The 21289-nt window shown below is 50.6% G+C and carries 16 protein-coding genes and 1 pseudogene; 15 read left to right on the top strand and 2 right to left on the bottom strand.

The window, feature by feature from the left end; genetic code table 11:
• Positions 1-19: 19 nt before the first annotated feature.
• From JRF57_10535 to JRF57_10545, 3 genes are read left to right on the top strand one after another with little or no spacing between them, the layout of a single operon-like run.
• On the top strand, positions 20-1174 hold the full coding sequence (locus JRF57_10535) for a DUF4338 domain-containing protein (GenBank protein ID MBW2304135.1): 1155 nt from the start codon (positions 20-22) through the stop codon (positions 1172-1174).
• Between the two features lie 4 nt (positions 1175-1178).
• Positions 1179-2327 (top strand): DNA double-strand break repair nuclease NurA, encoded by a 1149-nt coding sequence (locus JRF57_10540; protein ID MBW2304136.1) that lies wholly within the window; start codon positions 1179-1181, stop codon positions 2325-2327.
• Between the two features lie 2 nt (positions 2328-2329).
• A complete protein-coding gene (locus tag JRF57_10545; protein MBW2304137.1) occupies positions 2330-4123 on the top strand; it encodes an ATP-binding protein in 1794 nt (597 codons plus the stop codon).
• Between the two features lie 391 nt (positions 4124-4514).
• Here the strand turns inward: JRF57_10545 and JRF57_10550 are convergent, their stop codons facing one another.
• Positions 4515-5783 (bottom strand): ATP-binding protein, encoded by a 1269-nt coding sequence (locus JRF57_10550; protein ID MBW2304138.1) that lies wholly within the window; start codon positions 5781-5783, stop codon positions 4515-4517.
• Between the two features lie 77 nt (positions 5784-5860).
• On the opposite strand from JRF57_10550, the gene JRF57_10555 reads away from it, so the two are divergent.
• Positions 5861-6058, top strand: a complete 198-nt coding sequence (locus JRF57_10555) for a PEP-CTERM sorting domain-containing protein (GenBank protein MBW2304139.1) — start codon at positions 5861-5863, stop codon at positions 6056-6058.
• Positions 6059-6219: 161 nt separating this feature from the next.
• Here JRF57_10555 and JRF57_10560 read toward each other — a convergent pair whose 3' ends face one another.
• Positions 6220-7692, bottom strand: coding sequence for a DegQ family serine endoprotease (locus tag JRF57_10560; protein ID MBW2304140.1), 1473 nt, complete (start codon positions 7690-7692; stop codon positions 6220-6222).
• 345 nt (positions 7693-8037) lie between these two features.
• Between JRF57_10560 and JRF57_10565 the strand changes: the two genes are divergently transcribed.
• The 11 genes and pseudogenes from JRF57_10565 (at position 8038) to JRF57_10615 (ending at position 21087) form a co-directional block, all read left to right on the top strand.
• Positions 8038-8268: a hypothetical protein gene (locus JRF57_10565; GenBank protein MBW2304141.1), complete on the top strand. Its 231-nt coding sequence runs from the start codon at positions 8038-8040 to the stop codon at positions 8266-8268.
• Positions 8269-8916: 648 nt separating this feature from the next.
• Positions 8917-10917, top strand: a complete 2001-nt coding sequence (locus tag JRF57_10570) for a PAS domain S-box protein (protein ID MBW2304142.1) — start codon at positions 8917-8919, stop codon at positions 10915-10917.
• 33 nt (positions 10918-10950) lie between these two features.
• Positions 10951-12321 carry a sigma-54-dependent Fis family transcriptional regulator gene (locus tag JRF57_10575; GenBank protein ID MBW2304143.1) on the top strand — a complete coding sequence of 457 codons (1371 nt, stop codon included), beginning with the start codon at positions 10951-10953 and terminating at the stop codon, positions 12319-12321.
• A gap of 316 nt (positions 12322-12637) precedes the next feature.
• On the top strand, positions 12638-14110 hold the full coding sequence (locus JRF57_10580) for an AAA family ATPase (protein ID MBW2304144.1): 1473 nt from the start codon (positions 12638-12640) through the stop codon (positions 14108-14110).
• A gap of 9 nt (positions 14111-14119) precedes the next feature.
• On the top strand, positions 14120-15508 hold the full coding sequence (locus JRF57_10585) for a PAS domain-containing protein (protein MBW2304145.1): 1389 nt from the start codon (positions 14120-14122) through the stop codon (positions 15506-15508).
• A gap of 14 nt (positions 15509-15522) precedes the next feature.
• Positions 15523-15912 carry a response regulator gene (locus tag JRF57_10590; protein MBW2304146.1) on the top strand — a complete coding sequence of 130 codons (390 nt, stop codon included), beginning with the start codon at positions 15523-15525 and terminating at the stop codon, positions 15910-15912.
• A gap of 351 nt (positions 15913-16263) precedes the next feature.
• Positions 16264-17337 (top strand): response regulator, encoded by a 1074-nt coding sequence (locus JRF57_10595; GenBank protein ID MBW2304147.1) that lies wholly within the window; start codon positions 16264-16266, stop codon positions 17335-17337.
• Positions 17338-17377: 40 nt separating this feature from the next.
• Positions 17378-17677: a hypothetical protein gene (locus tag JRF57_10600; GenBank protein MBW2304148.1), complete on the top strand. Its 300-nt coding sequence runs from the start codon at positions 17378-17380 to the stop codon at positions 17675-17677.
• Complete coding sequence (locus tag JRF57_10605; protein ID MBW2304149.1) at positions 17656-19917, top strand: chemotaxis protein CheA; 2262 nt, start codon at positions 17656-17658, stop codon at positions 19915-19917. The genes JRF57_10600 and JRF57_10605 overlap by 22 nt, the downstream gene beginning before the upstream one ends.
• A 59-nt stretch (positions 19918-19976) precedes the next feature.
• Positions 19977-20530, top strand: a pseudogene (locus tag JRF57_10610) (purine-binding chemotaxis protein CheW).
• Entirely contained in the window at positions 20527-21087 is a 561-nt protein-coding gene (locus JRF57_10615) for a chemotaxis protein CheR (protein MBW2304150.1), read from the top strand. Before JRF57_10610 ends, JRF57_10615 begins: the two are co-directional and overlap by 4 nt.
• The last annotated feature ends 202 nt before the right edge of the window (positions 21088-21289 follow it).

Genomic DNA, 21289 nt, shown 5'->3' on the forward strand with positions numbered 1-21289 from the left:
ATTAACTTTCAGGATAAAAATGGAGTGTACGGCATCAAAATATGAGATAAGAGCTTTGCGGAAGAAAGTTATCCTGTCTTTGGAAAAGCAAGGTTTTCTTTTTGATGGAGATAAGATAAGCCTCCCTGCTGACATTGATAAGGAGGGAATTCGGCAGCTCCACCAGGAAGCCGTCCAGACGAGAATAGAAAAATCTAAAAGGAGCCTCATTGGGCATGAACCCAAGCTTCTTTCTTACATTGCCGATGGTAGAGAGGTAGATCCTAACAGGGTCTCTCCTTTGCTGATTCAGGTTGAATCTGGGACAGAGAACGAACTGCTTTTTCGTTATGCCTCCCTTCATTGGAGCATTCCGGTTTCATCTGGGTATGGAAGGCGGCTGAGATTTCTAGTTTTTGATGATAGTAACGGGAAACTCATCGGTCTATTCGGATTAGGGGATCCGGTCTTTAGTCTTGCTGCCAGGGATGAATGGATAGGCTGGAATAAAGGTCAAAGAAGGAATAGATTGAAACACGTAATGGATGCATTCGTTTTGGGCGCTGTTCCGCCCTATTCCCATCTCCTGTGCGGAAAGCTGGTTGCCATGCTTCTCGCAAGCGACGAAGTGAGGAAGACATTTAGGAAGAAATATCGGGGAAAAGTCTCCTTGATAAGTCGGAAAAGCTTCGATGGAAGACTCGTCTTGATTACAACCACATCAGCGCTTGGGAGGTCTTCCATATATAACCGGGTGAACTTTAATGGCATGCCGCTGTTTAATCGTATTGGATATACATCGGGCTCAGGAGAGTTTCATTTTTCAAACGGCCTCTATGCTGAGCTTAGCCGATTTGCGGCCTTTCATTGTCAGCCGACGGCAAAACAAGGCCGCTGGGGTACCGGATTTCGAAGTAGGAGGGAGATCGTACGCAAGGTTCTCCCTTTACTTGGCCTTCCCCATGGCCTGATCTACCATCAGGTAAAGAGGGAGGTTTTTGCAATACCTCTCGCCATGAATACGAAACAGTTTCTCTGTGGAGAGCATGAGCGGGTAAAGTGGTACCATATACCGGCCCAAGAGATATTTGAATATTTTAAAGACCGATGGCTGCTTGGAAGGGCAGAGCGGGATTTAAGTTATCGCAAATTTAGGCCTTCATTCTATGCATTATGGATGAAGAAAAGGGATTGATTGTATGGGAACTGAAGAGACTCCTTTTGTTGATCTTCCGGCCGCTTTAGTGGAGGAGGTGATTCAGCAAACTGCTGACATAAGCGACATTCTCCTTGACACATTCAAAAGGGTTAAGTCTGATCAGGAGAGTTTCAGAAAAGAGCTCTTGAAGAAAGATCTTGTGATGAGTGAATCTTTGCTCGGTTATCCCTCATTACCGACTACCTGTGGCACTGATGGGTCATACGGAATCGAGAGACTTTTAACTGCAGATTTTGTGGCAGCAGCAGCCGTTGCTGTTGAAGGGCTCACGCCACCATCTGAAAAAAGGCACTGGGATCAACCCAGGCACATCACTTACATCAAGTCTGAAACACATCATCCAGATACAGCTACCGTGGTAAGGGCAATTATGATCGGGTATGAGCTGGTACTGGCCAACAAGGCTCCTCACGACCTGATCATGATCGACGGATCACTGACAATCCCGATCATCTATTTCAACCAAGCGATAAACAAGGCCCACGAAGCTCCGGAACTTCAGTGTTCAGGGAACTTCATTGAGAATGTCGCTGCTTACCTGGAGGCTTATGCGTCGATTATAAAGTCTGAAAGATCAGACCGGAATTTCGTAGGCTTACCAAAATACTCAACTCGCCGTGAAATCGGGAAAGCCTTGGGCTGGCCTCAGCAATATGATGACAGGGGCATGCTCACCTTTCTTCTTAATCCGGGAGAGTTCACCAAGCCCATTGACATGGAGCAGCCCGACCAGAGATGGCATCTCTATACTAATTACCTGCCGAAGGAAATCCAGGCTCAAGCAAATGAATTGGCTGAGATTATAATCGACAATTTGGAACAGGTTTCCATCATCTATTACAAACCTCATGCCTGGATTCCAGCCCTTCGTATTGAGGTTCCAAAGGTCGTCTCAACTAATAAACATCGGCTGGCTATCGTCCTCCAGGGAATCAAGCACCAGTGTGCCACCCCTTCCATGCTGGAACCTTATCCTTTGTATCTGGCTGATAGGACGGTCAAAGCCCTGTCACGGGCCATTCCGACTTTTCGGCAAGTTACTACCCAAAGGATTTCCGAGAAATACAAAGGAAATATCGGGGAGGTCTTCATGGCCATGCATGGCTATCGCAGTAAATCGGGGAGGTAGGTATGTCAAATGACCAGAAAGACCTTAATTCAATTCTGGATCAAACCGAACGCTTAGGGGTGGTGGGTTCTCCCTCCTCCACCTCAGAGCTGGCAATAGATATCCTTGGATCTGCTGTTACAAGGAAGTTGGTGGGAGAGCTGGCTCTTTTTTGTTTCCTCCAGGACAATGCTCCCCACTATGCCCTTGGCCAGATTACAGAGGTGAAGCTTCGTAATATTTGGCATGAGGATCCCACAATGAGAAGCCTTATCCGTCAACGAGGATGGGTTGATGCTGTGAGCGAAAGACAAGACACCCACCTTGGAAAGATGGGGGTGAGCGCTGTATTTAAAGAAGGTGGACCGGCCGACTACGAACCAAGCATTCTTGGGACGGTCCCTTCCACCGGAACACCCATACATATCGTTTCAGACGATATTCTTGATAAACTTCTTCGTCCGTATCAAGATCAAATCTTCTATCTTGGTAATGTTTATGGATCAACCCCCAAACTTCCTCTCTGGTTCAAGCACTTTGATCGAGGTCCAGATGGAGCCGGTGAGGCTTATCATATCGGAATATTTGGAAAGACCGGATCAGGAAAATCCGTTTTGGCCAAAATGATTCTGTTAGCCTATGCCCGTTATCCCAAGATGGCTCTGCTCGTTATTGATCCTCAGGGAGAATTTGCTGGGGATATGAGACCGGGGGGAGGTTCCGGTGAATTCGCCTTGCCAGTCGGGGATATTATAAGGAGATCGGGCAAGCAGATCGTTGTACTAACGGTCCGTAACTTGGTCCTTGACCGATGGGAACTGATGGAACAGATTCTTTTTGAGTCTTTATTTTTTGAGCGGCTTACTGTCCCTAAGAGCGAAAACAGAGAATTAGCCTGTAGTATTTTGGCCGATCGTCTCCAAAAGGCAAAAATAAAGCTTTCGGATCTTTACCTCAGAAAATCTTTTGACAAGGCTTGGGAACTTCTTGGGGAGGATCGCGTTCAGAGGGTTTTTTATCGGACAGAAGCATCTCGGGCCCGGTTTAAAACGGCGTTAGAAGAAGCTGATCCTGACGATTTTTTTTCGCAATATTGGGGACCCGTTGCAGAACTCTTTCGTGTAGACAGGCCGGGTGCCAGAAGTGTCAACAAAGCTCTGAGCTGGCTGCTTAGCTCGGAAACGGAAAACCGGCCGATTCTAGTTATTGATTTATCCCGGGAGCAGACCCATGGCCTTTTTTGGAATGAGAGGATCCAATCTTTGGTTATTAAAAGGCTCTTGGATGGACTTAACCAGACGGCCGAATATTTCTATAAGGAGAGACAAAGCCTCAACGCCCTTGTAGTTATAGACGAAGCTCACCGACTTGCCCCTCGTGATCTCCCGCGAGAGGATGAGGCATCTCGAGGAGTCAGGGGGATGCTCATCGACGCGGCTCGGACCACTCGAAAGTATGGACTTGGATGGCTTTTTATAAGTCAAACGTTGTCAAGTCTACACCAAGAAATCCTCCAACAATTACGGATATTCTTTTTTGGTTTTGGGCTTGCCCTTGGACAGGAATACCAGTCGTTACATCAGCTTGTCGGATCTGCAGATTCTGCTCTAGAACTCTATAAGCTATTCCGGGATCCTCACTCAGCATTTGACATAGCGAGTCGGCAGTATTCATTTATGACCATTGGCCCGGTCAGCCCATTGTCCTTTTCAGGTAGTCCTTTATTCTTTAACGCCTTTAATACGGTTGGCCAGTTTTTGCGGGCAAACAAGCTGGAAAATGTCAGAGAACATCGGGGATTATTGTCTGACCCTTAAAATTAACCCAAATTATGCGTTAATAATAAAATTGATTTTTATTTACAATATGTTGAAGCATTCTGGCAGCATCAAATGGGTGAAGGGTAAAGGGATGTTCCCTCCGCTACGTTCCCGCCAGACAGCAGCGGGCAAGCGCTACACCGTCCATGGCTCCGCTCTCCCTGCCTGCGGCAGGCAGGCTGCTCCAGAGCCAAAATAGGCCGCTCCGGGAAAATCCTTTTATCCTTTCTTGGACAGACATTCACGCATAATTTGGATTAAATATGGCCAGATAGTTTTTTTAATAAAAGGATCTCATCAAAATTTTAAAACGCTCAGTTTAGGATTGACACTGAGGGAATGCCTTCTCGAGAAGATCGGGAAACGATTACGTCTTATAAACTGCCCGCTATGCAAACTCCAGGAAATCTACCAGCACCACGGGCAAAAGATAAACCTGATCTGTTTGCTCGAAGGTCTCCTGGGATAGCATTATCCCGTATTCCACGTGGTTTTTGTAATTTGACATAAAATTTTTCATGACCGCCGGGACGGTCAACCTTTTCCTGAATTTGACCTCAATAGGGATTAAACCTCGGTTCCGTTTCAAAACAAAATCTACTTCTGCTTTCGAAACCGTTCTGTAATAAAACAGCTCTGTGTCAGAGTGCTGTTTTAACTGGGTAAAAACAAAATTTTCAACCAGACTACCTTCTACCGATTTAAAATCCGGGGACTCTGTTCCAATATAATTCTTTATTATTCCTGCATCATTTATGAAAACCTTGGGCATCTTGCTAAGTTCTTTCCTCATATTAGTGTAATAAGGCCTGAGAAGAGTAATGACAAAGGTTCCTTCCAGGATGCTCAGATAATGCTCAAGGGTTTTGAAGTGAATTCCCAGGGTATTGGATACTTCCGATCTGTTCAGAATACAGGCCCTCTGGCTGCACAAGAGCCTTATCAAGCTGTTGAATTTTGATATGCTCTCAATTCGAAAAAATTGTGAGATGTCCTTTTCAATATAAGTTGTTATGATTTCATTTAGATATTTCCTTTTTGTTTTCTCGCGAGTTCCCAGGCAGACCTCTGGATAACCACCCCAATTGAGATATGATATAAAATGATATTCAAGATCTTTCCTGTAGATTTCATAGAATTCCTTCAATGCCTTAATATCCCGTGGAATCTTGAATAAATGCTCGTATCTGTACTCGCTGACTGACTGAAGATACTCCTTGAATGAAAATCTCTCCAGTGTGAATTCGATTTTTCTGCCAGTGAGAGGTTCCTTAATTTTTAGAAGATCCAGGGAAGATGAGCCTGTGACAATGAATTTAATCCTGCCATGAGATAAATCATAAACGACCTTTAAAAACAGAGGCGCATCAGGCAGATATTGACATTCGTCAATAAGGCAATACAGCTTCCCGTTTTCTGGAAGAAATTGATCGGATAGGAACTTGAACAACAGTTTCGGATTCTTAAAATAAGGTGTATCCAGCTCCTGATCCGCGGAAAAGAGAGCGGTGCTTTTGCCACTATGGTTCAGGTAGGCCCTGATTTGCCCCAGCAAAACAGTCTTGCCAGTCCTCCTGGCGCCCTTGATCAGTAAAATCCTGTTGTCGTCAAGCCATTTCAAGATTTCACCAAAGATATTTCTCCTAACCAGATTCATAAGAACAGCTCCATTCTATATCAAAATTTCAATCTTTTTATTGCATAGGCCTATAGAAAAATCAAGGTTTTTTTAGCATAGTTGGCAGGAGAAAATATATATACGGACGGGCAGAGCCTTGTGCCCCGCCCTTTTTCTCCCATGGATGGGTTTTGTATGTGCGTACCCATTCACATGATCCCAATGCACCGGTTCCTGAACCGGCTACGATGCTGTTGCTGGGGTCCGGACTGGTGGGGTTGGCGGGCCTGAGGAAGAAGTCCAGGAAAAAATAAGGGATTGTTGAGCCATAGCAGGGCGGGGTTTTGACCCCGCCCTTATTTTTTGGATTTTTCCTCAAGAAGGGCCTCTGTTTGCCCTTCTTTGGTGAAATATGACCAATACCTATTAAGTCAGCAGTTCGCCTTTAATGGTATCTGTTTTGGGGCGGAAACCTTTATTCCACCTGGAGGATCACATAGTGTGTGTATTGCCCTTTCTGGACCAGGAACAATACCTTTTTCGTCTTTGTTGATTCTCCAAGGGCTTCCATGAATTCCTTGACGTTTTTTACGACCTTTTTGTTGACCTCGAGGATCAACATCCCGGGTTGAAAACCAGCCATTTGAGCGGGAGACCCCTGGGCCACCTGGGATATGATGACTCCATGTCCGGCCTCGTACCCGAACTGCCTGGCCAGGTCCTCTGTGAGGTCCTGGACGGTGAAACCCAGTTTCTCCATGAGCCCGCTCTGGGAAATATGCGCGCCTTCAGCCTCGTCCAGGCTCCCTAGCTTCGCTGTGAGCACTTCACGTTTCCCATCGCGAATGACTGTAATTTTCACGTCAGTGCCGGGTGGTGTAAGGGCGACCATGTTTCTGAAGTGACCCACGTTTTCAACCTTTTTCCCGTTATACTCCACCACGACGTCACCGCGCCTTATCCCCGCCTTGTCCGCTGGAGAGCCCTTGGTTACATCCGCCACAAGGACACCCCGCATCTTGGAGAGACCGAAAGATTCCATGAGGTCCTTGGTCAGATCTTGGATGTTTACCCCAAGGTATCCCCTCAAGACCTTTCCATGTTCGATGAGCTGCTTTTTGATGGCCTTCACCATGTTGATGGGGATGGCGAACCCGATCCCCATATATCCCCCGCTTTTTGAGAAGATAGCGGAGTTAATACCGACAGCTTCCCCTTTCATGTTGATCAGAGGCCCTCCGCTGTTGCCGGGATTGATGGCGGCATCCGTCTGGATGAAATCCTCGTAGTCAGAGATCCCCACGCTGGTTCTACCCTTTGCGCTGACCACCCCTACGGTCAGGGTATGGTCCAGTCCGAAAGGGTTTCCAATGGCCATCACCCACTCGCCCACTTCAAGGGCATCGGAGTCACCGAGGGGAAGGACGGGAAGATTCTTCCCCCCTTTTATCTTTATAATCGCCACGTCCGAGCGGGGGTCTGATCCGACGATCCGTGCCTTGAATTCCCGCCCGTCCTTCAGGCGGACTGTAATCTTGTCTGCGTCTCCCACTACGTGGTGGTTTGTCAGGACATAGCCGTCCTTTGAGATGATGAAACCCGATCCCAGCCCCATCTGTTTGTATTGCCTGGGCTGTCTCAACTGGGGATACCTGTTACCGAAGAAACGCTGGAAGAAATCATCGTTGAAGAGATCGAAGGGATTGTTGAATTCAAATGGACTGTATGTGCGACCGGTTTGGACCGTTTTTTCCACCCGGATGAAGACCACCGTGGGCATGACCTTCTTGGCGATGGCGGTAAAGGCCCGGGAGGTCTTCTGAACAGAGGCCAGGGCGTCATTCTCCACAGATGCCAAGGCCGCGGATTGCGGGGCCAAAAATATCCAGATGAGGATGAAAATCGCGGAAAGTTTCCATCCGCCCTTGATCCGGTACTTATCCGTCATGTTTTATTCCTCCTTTTCTTCAAAAAACCGGGAAAAGTTCTAATTCCCTTCATCCTTGCCGTGCGAGATTTTGCTCCCTTAAAATCTCGTCGCGGGCGGATCCCGATAATTCCAGGGTTTGCTTGGTCGAGTGCCCCTGTATCTTGGCTTCAAAGGCTTTTGTGTTTAATGTCAGGTCCCTGGTTTATCGTTTAGGCCTTGCGCGGCAAAACTCAAAAAACCTGCTCAGGCCGTAAACCTTGTGACTTTTCAGGTTCCGTTCAAGCGACCGGCCTCCCGGCAATCAACTAACCATGATTTTCGCAATGTCAAGGCGCCTTAAGAAATGGGTTGGAGGGCGGGACATTGACCCTAACTTTCAGGTGGTGTAAGAAAAAAAGGATCGAAGATTTGGAAAACCTGGTTGCGGCTTATATTATGGACTCGATCTTGACAGGCGACCCGGAAGGGCTGGCCTCGGCCTTGGCCAAGATGGAGAGTTACCTTGGGGGATGGTTCGGGTGGATTTTTTTCCGGGTCACAGAAATCCTCATCCTTCCGCCCAGAGGACGCATCCGGGCACGGCGGAAAGGATAAGAAGTCTCCCTCTCCCTTGTGGAAGGGAAGAGCCCGAAATTTGAATCCATGGAGAGGCGTTACGACGAATCGGTCCGAGGCATCCTGCTTCGCTCCAGCGGTGTCCGGAGACCGCCCCGATGGCGTTTGGGCGGACTCTGGTACTGATTGGCCATTCTCTTTACACCTTTGCCGATCTAAAACTCCTTGAATCGAACCGGACTTTTCCAACCTCCCTTCAAACGGAGCCACATCTCTTCCTGGCAATCACGAAAACGATGGTGATGGGAAAGGAGCCCTTGGATCAGTGGTTGTTCGATCCACTCCAAAATGGCATGGTCCGAAATGGCCTATTGAATGGTAACCCTTTGGAATGGTAGTAAAAGCTACTTGGTTTGTTCCTGTATGGCATTGGGGTTATTCCAGGATGAACATTCGGAATGGTGGACCCCGAATCCTGCTTCTCTCCTAACCCCCTGGAATGCTGATCCTGTTTCCGTCCTCCTCCCGGGTGTTCGGAAATGGCACGGAAGGTGCTTTAGATGAATCATTCCAGAGTGAACGGTATTCCTACCTCAATGGGGTACGTTGCTTATCAAAAAAGACGCGGGAGGGATTCGGTTGCAGACCCCTGTTTCCTGTCATCATATCAATTATGGAGGATCTCCCATGGCCAGGATACTGGTTGTAGAGGATGCTGATTTCGTGGCGTCCTACATTGCGGAGAGTTTGAAAAGAAGGGGGCATACGGTTTCCTCCATCGTGACTTCCGGGGAAGAGGCTGTAAAAAAGGCCGGGGATGAAGGTGCTGATCTCGTGATCATGGATATCTTCCTTGAGGGTCAGATGGATGGGGTGGAGGCGGCAGAAAAGATCAGAAAGAGCTATAACATCCCGGTGGTCTTCCTCACGGGACATGGTGGCGAAGAACTACTGGAACGTGTGAAGGCCACCGATCCTTACGGCTATCTTCATAAGCCCTTCAAGGATGAGGACCTACATGTGGCGGTAGAGATCGCCCTTTACAAGGCCCGGGTCCATGAAAAACTCAGGGAGAATGAAAAACAGTATCGCAATCTGGTGGAGTCTATAAATGACGTTATTTATTCGGTCGACGAAGAAGGCCGCATCACGTATATGAGCCCGTCGGTAGAGAGGTTGGGAGGTTACAGTGCAGATGAAATGATCGGACATCCTTTCAGCGACTTTGTCCATCCGGATGATATACAAGCCCTTAAGGAAAGATTCGTTCTGATCGGCAAGGCTGTCGAGATGCCCCCGGTCGAGTATCGTATTATTGATAAATCCGGAAGTGTGCGCTGGGTACGGACCCACGGCCGGCCGGTTTTCGAGGGCAAGCGATTCGTGGTGGTGCGGGGGGCCCTGACGGATATTACGGAGAGGAGGGAGGCCGAGGAAGCTCTCCAGGCGGTCCGGGATGAACTGGAACGGCGGGTGGAAGAACGCACCTCCCACCTGGCGGCCCTGAACCGGCAACTTGAAGAAGAGGTCGAGGAAAGGAAACAGAAAGAGGATCAATTACGATTGCTTTCACGGGCGGTGGAGCAAAGCAGCGAAGGAATCGCAATATCGGACCTGGAGGGGAAAATTCAGTACGTCAATCCCTCTTTTGCCAAGACCCACGGTTACCGCCCGGAAGAACTGCTCGGGCGCTCTCTCTCAATCCTTCACGGCCCGGACCAGGTCCAGGCTTTCGATGCGGCCAACCGGCAGGTCCGGGAAACAGGGAAGTTTTTTGGGGAGGTTCACCATTCCCGGCGGAACGGCTCGTCATTCCCGGCCCTTGTGCACAAGTCTCTCCTTCGTGATGAGGCCGGAAACGAGATCGGGATGATTACAACCCTCAGGGACGCCACTTTGCGGAAGAAAATGGAGCAGGAGATGACCCGGAGCGAGAAGCTCGCGTCCCTGGGTTTCCTGATCTCCGGCATCGCCCACGAGATCAACAATCCCATCAATTTCATCACCTTCAACATCCCCGTCCTGAAGGATTATCTCATGGAGCTCATGCCCATCGTTGATCGCTACGCTGAGGGGAGAAAGGATTTCGAGATTTTCGGTATGTCTTACCCGGAATTTCGAGAAGACGTATTCAGGTTGCTGGAAAATATCCGTCATGGATCTGATCGCATCAACAAGACGGTGGCAGGGCTGAAAGAGTTCATTTCCCACGGGGACCGGCGTGACTTGAGGGTTGTGGAGCTTCAAGAGGTTATCAGGAAGGGGGTCGCAATCTGCCGGACAAAGATCGAACGGATGGTGAAACGTCTCGAAGTTCGGCTTCCTCCCGGATCCTTTCGGGTCACCACCGACCCGGAGGCTCTTGAGCAGGTATTGGTCAATCTTTTAATCAACGCAGCCCAGGCCTCTGACAAGGAGACCTCCTGGGTGAGGTTGGAACTGAAAGTGAAAGATGCCCCAAAAAAGGAGCTGGCGATTGAAGTAAGCGACAATGGGTGTGGGATGGATGAGGAAATCCAGGGAAAAATCTTTGATCCTTTCTTTACGACAAAATCCCCCGGCGAGGGTACAGGGCTTGGTCTGGCGGTATGTCACAGGGTGGTGCAGAACCTGGGAGGTCGGATCGAAGTGGAAAGCAAGAAGGGAGAGGGAAGCCTATTCAAGGTAGTGCTTCCAATCGTAGAATGAAACAACCTGAAGGATTACAGCAGGGAGTATTTCATGAAAAACCGTATCCTTGTAATCGATGACGAGCCTGATTTTCTGGAGAGTGTCCGAAGGGGACTCGTCACGAAGGGATTCAGGAATATCCAGACCGAGACCGACCCGGTCAAGGTTGCTTCCCTGTTTCGGCGTGGCGAGAGCGCCGATGTCGTCCTGATCGATATCACAATGCCCGTCATGAGCGGGGTGGAATTGCTGGAGGTGATCAAGGGACACAGCCCTGGAACTGAATGCATCATGGTGACGGCGGTAAATGATGCTCCCATCGCAGTGGAATGCATGAAGAAGGGGGCCTATGACTATCTTGTAAAGCCGGTTTCAAGGGACAAGCTGGTCGTCACGATCCATCGGGCGTTGGAACGAAAGCGCCTTCTTCATATTCTGGACCTGGAGAAAAAAAAGACAGCACCTCGATTGGATCACCCCGGGGCCTTCCGCCCCATAGTAACCAGGTCGCCCAAGATGTTAAGGGTTCTGAAAGAGGCTGAACTTCATGCGGCAAGTGATGTCCCGGTACTGATCACGGGAGAGAGCGGAACGGGTAAGGAACTCCTTGCAAGAGCCGTTCACGCGGCGAGCCCGCGATCCAAATTTCCTTTCTTAGCGGTCAACATGGCGTCCCTCACGGGAACTCTCTTTGATGCGGAATTTTTTGGGCATTCACGGGGGGCCTTCACCGGGGCGGAAAAAGACCGGGCAGGCTACCTCCAACACGCGAATCGGGGGACCCTTTTCTTGGATGAGATAGGCACTCTGGCCCCTGACCTTCAAGGGAAATTGCTCCGGGTTCTCCAAGAGGGCGAGTATATCAAGTTAGGCACCGATATCCCGAAAAAGATCGATATCCGTTTTGTAGCAGCCACAAACGCGGACCTGGAAGTATTGATGGCCAAGGGCCGGTTCCGCAAGGATCTATATTATCGCTTGAAGGGGGCATGGCTCCACCTGCCTCCTCTGCGTGAGCGAAGGGAGGATATCCCTTTGCTGATCGAAAGATTTCTCAAGGAATCAGGTGTTCCGTCCGTGGTTTCAAGAATTGATGAAGAGGCCATGGACCTGCTCCTTAATTATTCTTATCCGGGAAACATTCGTGAGCTTAGGTCCATTATTGAGTCCGCCGTGAACCTTTCACGGGGAGGAACTATCACCGCCAGCACCCTCCACCCGGATCTTCGCAGACATGGAAGGGAGAGGAGACAGGGGGTTAAGGAAGCCTCTCGGGTGCTCCGCCCTTTGTCTGAAGTGGAGAAGGAGCACATTCTTGCCGTTTACAAGTACACGGGTAGAAACAAGTCTAGAACAGCCAGGCTCCTGGGCATTGGTTTGAACACATTGAGAAGAAAATTGGCGGCATACGGAGAATACTGATGGGCCGGCTGGCAGGCTGTGAAACATTCCCTTGATTTTACAGGTTAAAGTATTATGTTAACTAGTAAGGTTTTGTTTTGAAAGGCCTTTTTTCTTGCTCGCGGGGCTGTGCCTTGAATCCGAATTTGGTTTATTTTTCCTGAAATATGCTTTTTAATAATACAATATGACTATTGGCCTGCATCATCTCGGCACTCGGGACCTGCTGCCGGCCCATGGTTTTTACAACCGCTTGAATATCCGGTATTTCACGTACGGATTGATTCCTCAATAGTTCGAGTTGGACAAATTTCATGAATCGAGGTGAATGAAAATAATGGAGAAAAAACGCGCCGCTTCCGGGATTCCTGGTTTGGACAGGATTCTGAAAGGAGGTTTCCTGCCGGGGCTTACCTACATGCTGGTGGGAAGGCCCGGAACCGGAAAAACCATATTTTCTATTCAATGGTTGCTGGAGGGAAAAAGGCAACAAGAGAAGGGACTCTTCATCACGCTGGTGGAGTCCGCGGAAATGATCGAACGTAATGTTTCGGGTTTCGGTTGGAATCTGGAGGGAATCGATATAATGGATTTGTCCCGGGATACAAGGGATACAGACCTTGAATTGGGTGAATATCACGTTTTTCCGGCTACCGAGGTGGAGCAGATTCCCGTGTGGAAAAATATCCGGGAAGCCGTCGCTCAAAGGCGACCCAAACGGGTTGTTATTGATTCCATCACCCAGCTGCAACAAGGCTCAACCGATGTATACCAGTTTCGCCGGCACCTGCTTTCCCTGATCCGGTTTATGAGGGAGATGGGAGCAACAACAATTGTCCTGTTTGAGCCTACCGACTTGCTTCGGGAGACTTCGGTCGCCTCGGTGGTGGACGCCATCCTATGCCTCCACAAGGAGATTTCCCCTGAGCGAGTGATCGATTTACGCAGTTTACAGGTAGAGAAATACCGAGGCTCCGACTTCATCCCCGGGCGCCATCCCATGAGAATCGGTCCCACAGGCATTGTGCTTTTCCCTCATGTTGTGGAAAGCCCGAGGGAAGTGCCCCTGGGAACCGAAACCCTGGGAACCGGTGTTCCGGAGATTGACGAGTTGATCGGCGGAGGCCTGGAATCGGGTACCGCGACGGTCATCAGCGGGCCTTCGGGAACAGGAAAGAGCACCCTCGGCACTCGAATTCTTGTCGAGGCGGCCAGCTCAGGCAAGTCGGCCGTCCTGTATACTTTTGAGGAGACCGTGCGATCTATTCTGCTGCGGTCCCGGAACCTGGGGCTCCCATTGGAGTCGTTGCTGGAGTCGGGGACCCTCAGGATCAGACAGGTGAACACCCTGGACTTATACCCCGACGAATTCCTTCAAAGGGTGAGGGAAACGGTGGAGGAGGAGGGATGCGAAATTGTGATGCTGGACAGCCTCAGGGGATACCAGCTTGCGATGGAGCAATTTGGGTCCCATGTGGCCCATCTCCAAAACATGTTCATATATCTGAAGGGTCGAGGATGTACCGTCCTTTTGATCAACGAGACGGAGAATCTCACAGGTCATTTGAAAATGACGGAGACGGGCATCAGTTTCCTCGCCGACAACATCATCCTGCTGCGATATTACGAGTACGGAGGAGAGATCGTTCGGGTGCTCGGATGCATGAAGAAGCGGCTTGGATTGTCCAAAAATGAACTTAGGGAGTTGATCATTGATTCGGGGGGTATTCGGGCTGGGCGACGGGTTCGGGAACTCCGGAATTACCCTTCAGATCGCCTGGATGCCGAGCCCCGTAAAACCGGGACCTAGGATGTTTGAATGGCCGGTAGCGCCCATACGATCGCTGTTCTGTTTTTCAATCCCACCGACAGGGAACTCCTGGGTGATTTCATCGCCTCTTTGGGTCACCGTACTGTATTTCCAGATATCTCTCGGGTGGATTCCAGGAAATGGGCGGGGATCAGCCTCGTTATCATCGACGAGCCCACGGCCCGCCGCCATGGGAAAAGACTCATAGACATCAAAAAACGTTCGGAAACCTTCCTCGGGCTCCTGATCGGAGTCAGGGAAAAGACCGTCATCCCGCTTTGGATGAAGCTGGGCTTCGACGATGTCTTGCTTCTGCCCCTGACTAAAGCTGAATTGCGAGCCCGCCTATCCACGTTGCTTCATGTCAGGGAGCAGTCCTGCGAACTGGTGGAACAGCACGGGGCCATGTTCAAGGCCCTGGTCGAATCCTCTTCCGACCACATCTTCATTTTGAACGAAAAAGGTGTTTTCTTGTTGAGCAACGGGAAAGCAGGGCCCCTGGAGCGTGGTAAAGATGTTGCATTGCCAGGCCGTTCCATCCACGAGGTGTTTCCCCCTGGGGTCGCGGGATTCATTGCCGGGCAATTGGGAAGGGTCTTTTCTGATAAGGAGGCCTTGGAATTCGATCTCTCTGTTTGCGGAAAAGGGGAGATCGGCTATTATCTGTTCACTCTCTTTCCCATCTTCCGGGGCGACGGAGTTTGGGCTGCTGGGGGAATCTGTCGCGATATCACCCGGTTGCGGCAAGGAGAAGAGAGACTTAAGGCCACCATCCGGGAGAAGGAAGTCCTCCTGCGGGAGCTTTGCCATCGGACCAAGAACAACATGCAGGTCATTATGTCCATGCTCCATATGCAATCCCTGGGAATCAAGGATGAGGGTGTGAGAGAGGCATTCGGGGAGATCGAGAACAAGATCCAGTCCATGGCCTTGGTCCACCAGAAACTTTATCAGGGCAAGAGCCTTTCAAGGGTTGATCTCAAGGACTATATCCAGGATTTGGTTCGCTACCTTTCCAGAAGCTATCGGGAGGATTCCGAGAGGATTCGGATCAGGACGGATCTTGAGGGGGTGTCTGTGAGTATCGACTCGGCGGTCCCCTGTGGGCTGATCATCAACGAGTTGGTGTCCAACGCCTTCAAGCACGCCTTTCCCGGAAAGCGCAAGGGGGAAATCTTGATTTCCCTGAAGCGGCGCGGTGAAATCGAGCTGGGTGTGGGTGATGACGGGATCGGCCTTCCCGAGGGATTCGTCATTGGGAAGTCCCTCACCCTGGGGCTTTCCACGGTGGTGACCCTAGTGGAACACCAACTACGAGGGGAAATCGAACGAGTGAGGGCCGAGGGAACCCGATTCCGGATCCGGTTCAAAGACCCCTCTTACAAGGCAAGGGTTTGAGGTGGACGATCGCCATGGCGAAGGCGAAGATCATGATCGTCGAGGACGAGGCCATAACGGCGGTTTCAATACGGAGGGTCTTGATGATCCAGGGATACGAAGTCTGCGAACTCGCAGCCACGGGGGAGCAGGCGATCGAAAGGGTCGAGAAGGAGAGGCCCGACCTGGTGCTCATGGACATACTGCTTGCCGGGAGCATGGACGGCATCGAGGCGGCCAGGGAAATCCAAAGGCGCTTGGATATCCCGGTTGTTTTCCTGACCGGATACCATGACGAAGATCTGTTGGAGAAGACCCGGCATCTGAAATCCGTTTCCTTCCTGTTGAAACCTTTTAACCCGCAGGATGTCCAGTGGGAAATCGATCAGGCCCTTCAAAAACATACGAGGAAGAAGCGGGGTTGAACACCGGATAGGCAAGGGTTTCGTTTTGGACCCTCCCGAAACGGCATCCTTATTATATAACCCTCTAGATTTCTGATTCTTTTTACCCCTTCATGTTCCATTTTGGCACAAGAGAATTTTCCCCATCCAACTTTTCAAAAGCCTTGGATCAAAAGACCTTCATGTATTTTAACCCCCTTATTTCATAGAGTTTTTTTAGATATCCCCACAGGACTTTCTCCACTGGCACGAACAATGCTTGAATTTAGGGTAAATCGGCCCTTTCCGGAAGCACGGAAAGGGGTCACCGGATCGAATGGCGGCAGTCTCCATACTGCAAAAGCAATTTAACCCAGCCGGGGTGAAGGAAGAATGAGAATCCTGATCGTAGATGACGAAAAAATCCTTGTCGAAAGCCTGGTAAGGGGCCTCAAGAGCCGTGGGTATGGGGTCATCGGAACCCTTACGGCGGAAGAAGGTCTCTCAAAGCTCCATATTCACCATGACGTGGACCTGGTCCTGACGGACCATGTCATGCCGGATATAAACGGGATCGAATTATTGAAAAGAATTCGGCAGATCCGGAAGGATCTTCCCGTGATCATGATGACGGCTTACGGAGAAAAGTATTTGGTCATAGAGGCGATGAGGAACGGTTGTAGCGGTTTTATTGAAAAGCCTTTCAGCCTCGACGAACTGGTCAGGGAAATCGAGAGGGCCAAGGGACATGTTTTCAAAGATCCAGCCTCTCCCCATTCACAAGAAAGCGTCCCGAAACTGCTTCACCAGATCAACAATCCCCTCATGACCATCCTGGGAAACGCGGAATTGGGCATGTTTGAACTGGAGAACCAAGATGCTACCAGGAGTCGTCTGGAACGGATCATCCAGGCGACGGAAGAGATTCGGGAACTGAACAGGATGATCCTGGACCCGGGCTGGAGAACCGGGAAAAGAGCTGAGAATCTGGATCTCGTTAATCTCCTCAAGGAGTGCCTGGGGTTTTTTAAGGATCTCATGAGGGTCAAGGGGGTGGATCTTATTGGGGAATTGCCTGAAGGGGGGAGGCTCAGGGTGAAGGGCGACCGGTTCAGGCTTAGGCAGGTCTTCAGGAACCTTATTATGAACGCCGTCGAAGCCATGGACGAGAAAGAAAAGAAGAGACTCAAGGTTACGGCGAAACAGTTGTCTTCTTCCTCATTTGTATGGGTCTCCTTCGAAGACACAGGATGGGGCGTTTCCACGGATCTCCTGGGAAAAATTTATGAACCTTACATTACCTCCAAGGAGAACGGTACGGGCCTCGGTCTCACGGTGGTGCGGGACATCGTGAGGGAACACGGAGGAAGGATAGAAGTGATGAGCAGGGTGGGAGAAGGTACGACCTTCAGGGTTTTCCTGCCCGGGGTTAACGGCAGGGCGCTTATGGGGCACGCGCCGGCCTGAAATCCGGGCCGATCGAATCGGCCCTGTGGAGGGAGAGACCATGGAGGGAAAAGAGAAGGAAAGAAAGATGAGAGAAAAGATCGAAAAGGCCTCGGACATGGAAGCCGCCCTTTATCTCGTGGGACTTTTGGTGGGCCCGCCAGGTCCCACGGCTTCAGTCATTGAGTTGGCCGAGGAGACGGCGGGAAAAATGACGAATCCATGGGCGGCGGGGTTGTTAAAAGATATTTTAAGGGAAATCCGGGAGAGAGAAAAGCGGCAGAGAAATGAAGAATGGAGTGGGGGAAATAAAAGGGGGGAAGATCAGGGAGATGGACAATGGCTGAAAGCGAGTCTTTGAACGAACACAGGGAATTTCTCGAAGGATTCATCGCGGATTCCAGGGAGATGCTTGATGAAGTGGAACCGATCCTTGTTGAGTTGCAGCAGGCCTTCGAAACCGAGGGCCAAGTAGATCGGGAAACCCTGAATGCTGTTTTCCGTCTTTTTCACTCAATAAAAGGTGCTGCCGGGTTTTTGAACCTTGAGAACGTAAGCAATGTAACCCATGCAGCGGAGACTTTTCTTAACCACCTCCGGGAAGGCCGGGTGGAACTTGACGATACCCGAATGGACTTGATCTTCAAGGCAGCGGATTTCATCCGGAGACTTCTTGAGAAAGTCGAAGAGGAAGGGAAGGATGGGGGAGTAGAACCCGAAACGGAAGACATCATACAGGGGCTTAAAAGCGCAGGAGTGACCAGTATGTCCGATTTTCCTCCAGGAACTGTGGATCCGCAACCGGTTGACCCGGATTCTGGGTCGGAAGACCCTGAAGAGATTCAGCTGGTTGTTACCCCTGAGATGAAAAAGCAGTTCATCGAGGAATCCTTTGAGTTGTTGGACAGCGTGGAACAGGCACTCCTGGCCTTGGAAAATGCCCACAATTCCTCTGAATCTCTCGGTCATGCCTTCCGGTGTCTCCACAGCTTCAAGGGAAATTGTGGATTCTTCGGTTACCGGGATCTGGAGCGCCTGAGCCATAAGAGCGAAACGGTGCTTGATTGGATGAAGAAGGGTAAGGCTGAAGTTAACGGGGACAACATCGGCACCCTGCTCCGGATCGTAGATACACTCCGTACAGGCATATCAGGATGTTCCCAGGGGGAGTCCGGCGATATCAAGGGGTGCGATCTTCTTCTGAACCTCCTCGACGACATGATCCCTGCATCAAAACAGGCCGCACTTTCTTCCGGCCCACAGCCTATCGGCGAGATCCTTATCGAGCGGGGAGACGTGACCCAGGAGGCTGTTGGGATAGCCCTTGAAATGCAGCAAAGGCCCCTGGGGGAGATCCTCGTGGACATGGGGAGGGTCTCTCCGGATGCCGTCCAATCGGCCCTCTCCGTCCAGGAGAAACAAGGCAAAAAGAGATTGGAAAGAAGAGACATCCGGGTGGATCTGGATAAGGTAAACGAATTGAATGACCTGGTAGGGGAATTGGTGACAGCCCAGGCCATGGTCATCCGGAATCCCGACCTCGAAGGCCATGAGTTTGAAAATTTCGAAAAGGCGGCCCATCATCTGCAGCAGGTTACTTCAACCCTCCAGGACGTGGCCATGTCTCTTCGAATGGTTCCCGTTTCGGGGCTTTTCAGGAAGATGATGCGCTTGGTCCATGACCTTTCCCGCAAGTCCGGCAAGAAGGTTAACCTGGAGATGACAGGTGAAGAGACGGAGATGGACAAGACGGTCATCGAGCTTATATCCGATCCCCTTGTTCACATAATTCGAAATGCGGTGGATCATGGAATCGAACCGCCCGAGGTACGCAAAAGAGCAGGCAAAGCACCGGTTGGAACGGTTTTCCTGGAGGCGATGCACGAAGCGGGAGAAGTATGGATCAAGGTTGGCGACGACGGAAGAGGCCTGGACAAGGAGAAGATCAGGGCGAAAGGAATAGAGAAAGGTCTTATCCGTGAAGGCGACGCCCTTAAGGACGAGGAGATCTACAGGCTCATTTTCGAACCCGGGTTTTCAACCGCTGAAAAAATCACGGACATTTCCGGAAGGGGTGTGGGAATGGACGTGGTAGGGAAGAATATCGAACAATTGAGCGGCCGCGTGGACGTGCAGAGCACGCCGGGGCAAGGGACCACCATCATCCTTCGAATCCCCCTTACACTGGCCATCATAGAAGGAATGCTCGTCCGATCAGGTGAGGCACGTTACGTGATCCCCCTTTCCGCCATCAGGGAATCGTTCAAACCCGAGTCGAGCAACGTGGTTTCACTTCCCGGGGGACAGAATATGGTCAGGGTTAGGGAAGATTTGATCCAAGTGGCTCGTCTTGTGGATTTGTTTCACCTGGGAGACGGGAATGGAAAAGGAGAAGAAGAGATATTGGTAATCCTGGATGACCGAGGAAAGTCCTTCGGGCTCTTGGTCAACGAGATCCTGGGCCAGATGGAAACCGTAATCAAAGGGTTGCCCAGGTACATAGGGGCTGTAAAAGGCGTCTCCGGATGCACCATCCTGGGAGACGGGGACGTGAGTCTGATCCTTGATGCCGGGGGAGTCATTAAAAGGGCGGGGCTTTGAGGGTCGGGGAAAGTGATAGGATCCGGAGCCCTTAAACTTGGGAAGCTAGGAGGAAGGACATGGACAAAGAGAAGGAACTGCTGCAGGAGGAATTCCTGGAAGATGAGGATGAGGATACCCAAAAGGACAAGTTTCTTACATTCCGGGTAGGGAAGGAGGATTATGGAATCGAGATCCGCCATGTGACTGAGATCATAGGCATCCAAAAGATCACCGCAGTCCCGGACATGCCCGAGTTCGTAAAGGGAGTGATCAACCTCAGGGGAAAAGTGATTCCTGTCCTGGACCTGTCCTGGACATGCGAAGACGCTTTTCGCTGGAGGACCGCGATTATGACGAGCGGACCTGCATCGTGGTGGTGAATGTTGCGGAAACGGCCGTGGGATTGGTGGTGGACACGGTCAATGAGGTGGCTGATATCCCGGAGGAGCGGATCGAGCCTGCGCCGGAGATCAACAAAGAGGGCAACAATCTTATGATCCAGGGCCTTGGCAAGGTGGGTGAGGAGGTAAAAATTCTCCTCGACGTGAATAAATTGCTCAATGGGCAAACGCCTGAACCCCCGGCAGGGGCGGGACGTATTTCTTCAGAGATCTTCAGACGCTTCACCTGATCCGGGACCATGTCATCCCTCAAGTGCGGTCCAGGAGATACATCAAGGTCTGGGACGCGGGGTGCGCCATGGGCCCGGAGCCCTATTCTCTGGCCATTGTGCTGAGGGAGAGCATGGGTCCCACGTTCAGGAATGTCAGGATATACGCCACCGATATCGACGAGAGCGGGCATTTCGGGGAAATCGTCACCAACGGGATTTATCCGAAGGAACAGGTCAAGAGAATCCCTAAGGAACTATTTGAAAAGTACTTCAGGGAGAATGGAAAACCGGATCAGTTTATCATTGCGGAAGAGCTGAGGAAGTGTGTGGAGTATCAACAACACGATCTCTTGAGCCTGAAACCTATAGCAACCGGCTTGGCCTTGATTCTCTGCAAGAATGTCCTTCTGCATTTCAAAGAAGATGAGCGTGTGGAAGTTATCAAGATGTTCCAGGGTGCCCTTGAGAGAGGAGGGTTCCTGGCCATGGAGCAGACCCAGAAGATGCCCCGGAAAGTCGCAGGGCTGTTTGAACCCGTGGTTGCTAATGCACAGTTGTTTCGGAAACTGGGTTAGGCGCGTAGGGGAATAGTTGAGTGATCGAGTGGCGGGGTTGAGGGTTGATTGTGAAGGTATTGAATCTTACAAGAGATAGCCGGTCCATCTATACGTCTAATGCGTACCTTGTCCTTGGCAACCACAACGCACTGGATGACTTGAACACTCTCGTGGATGTGGGGAGAGATCCTTTGATCATAGATAGGATAAATGAAGCGCC

The sequence above is a fragment of the Deltaproteobacteria bacterium genome (genome assembly GCA_019310525.1).
GTDB lineage: Bacteria > Desulfobacterota > DSM-4660 > Desulfatiglandales > HGW-15 > JAFDEE01.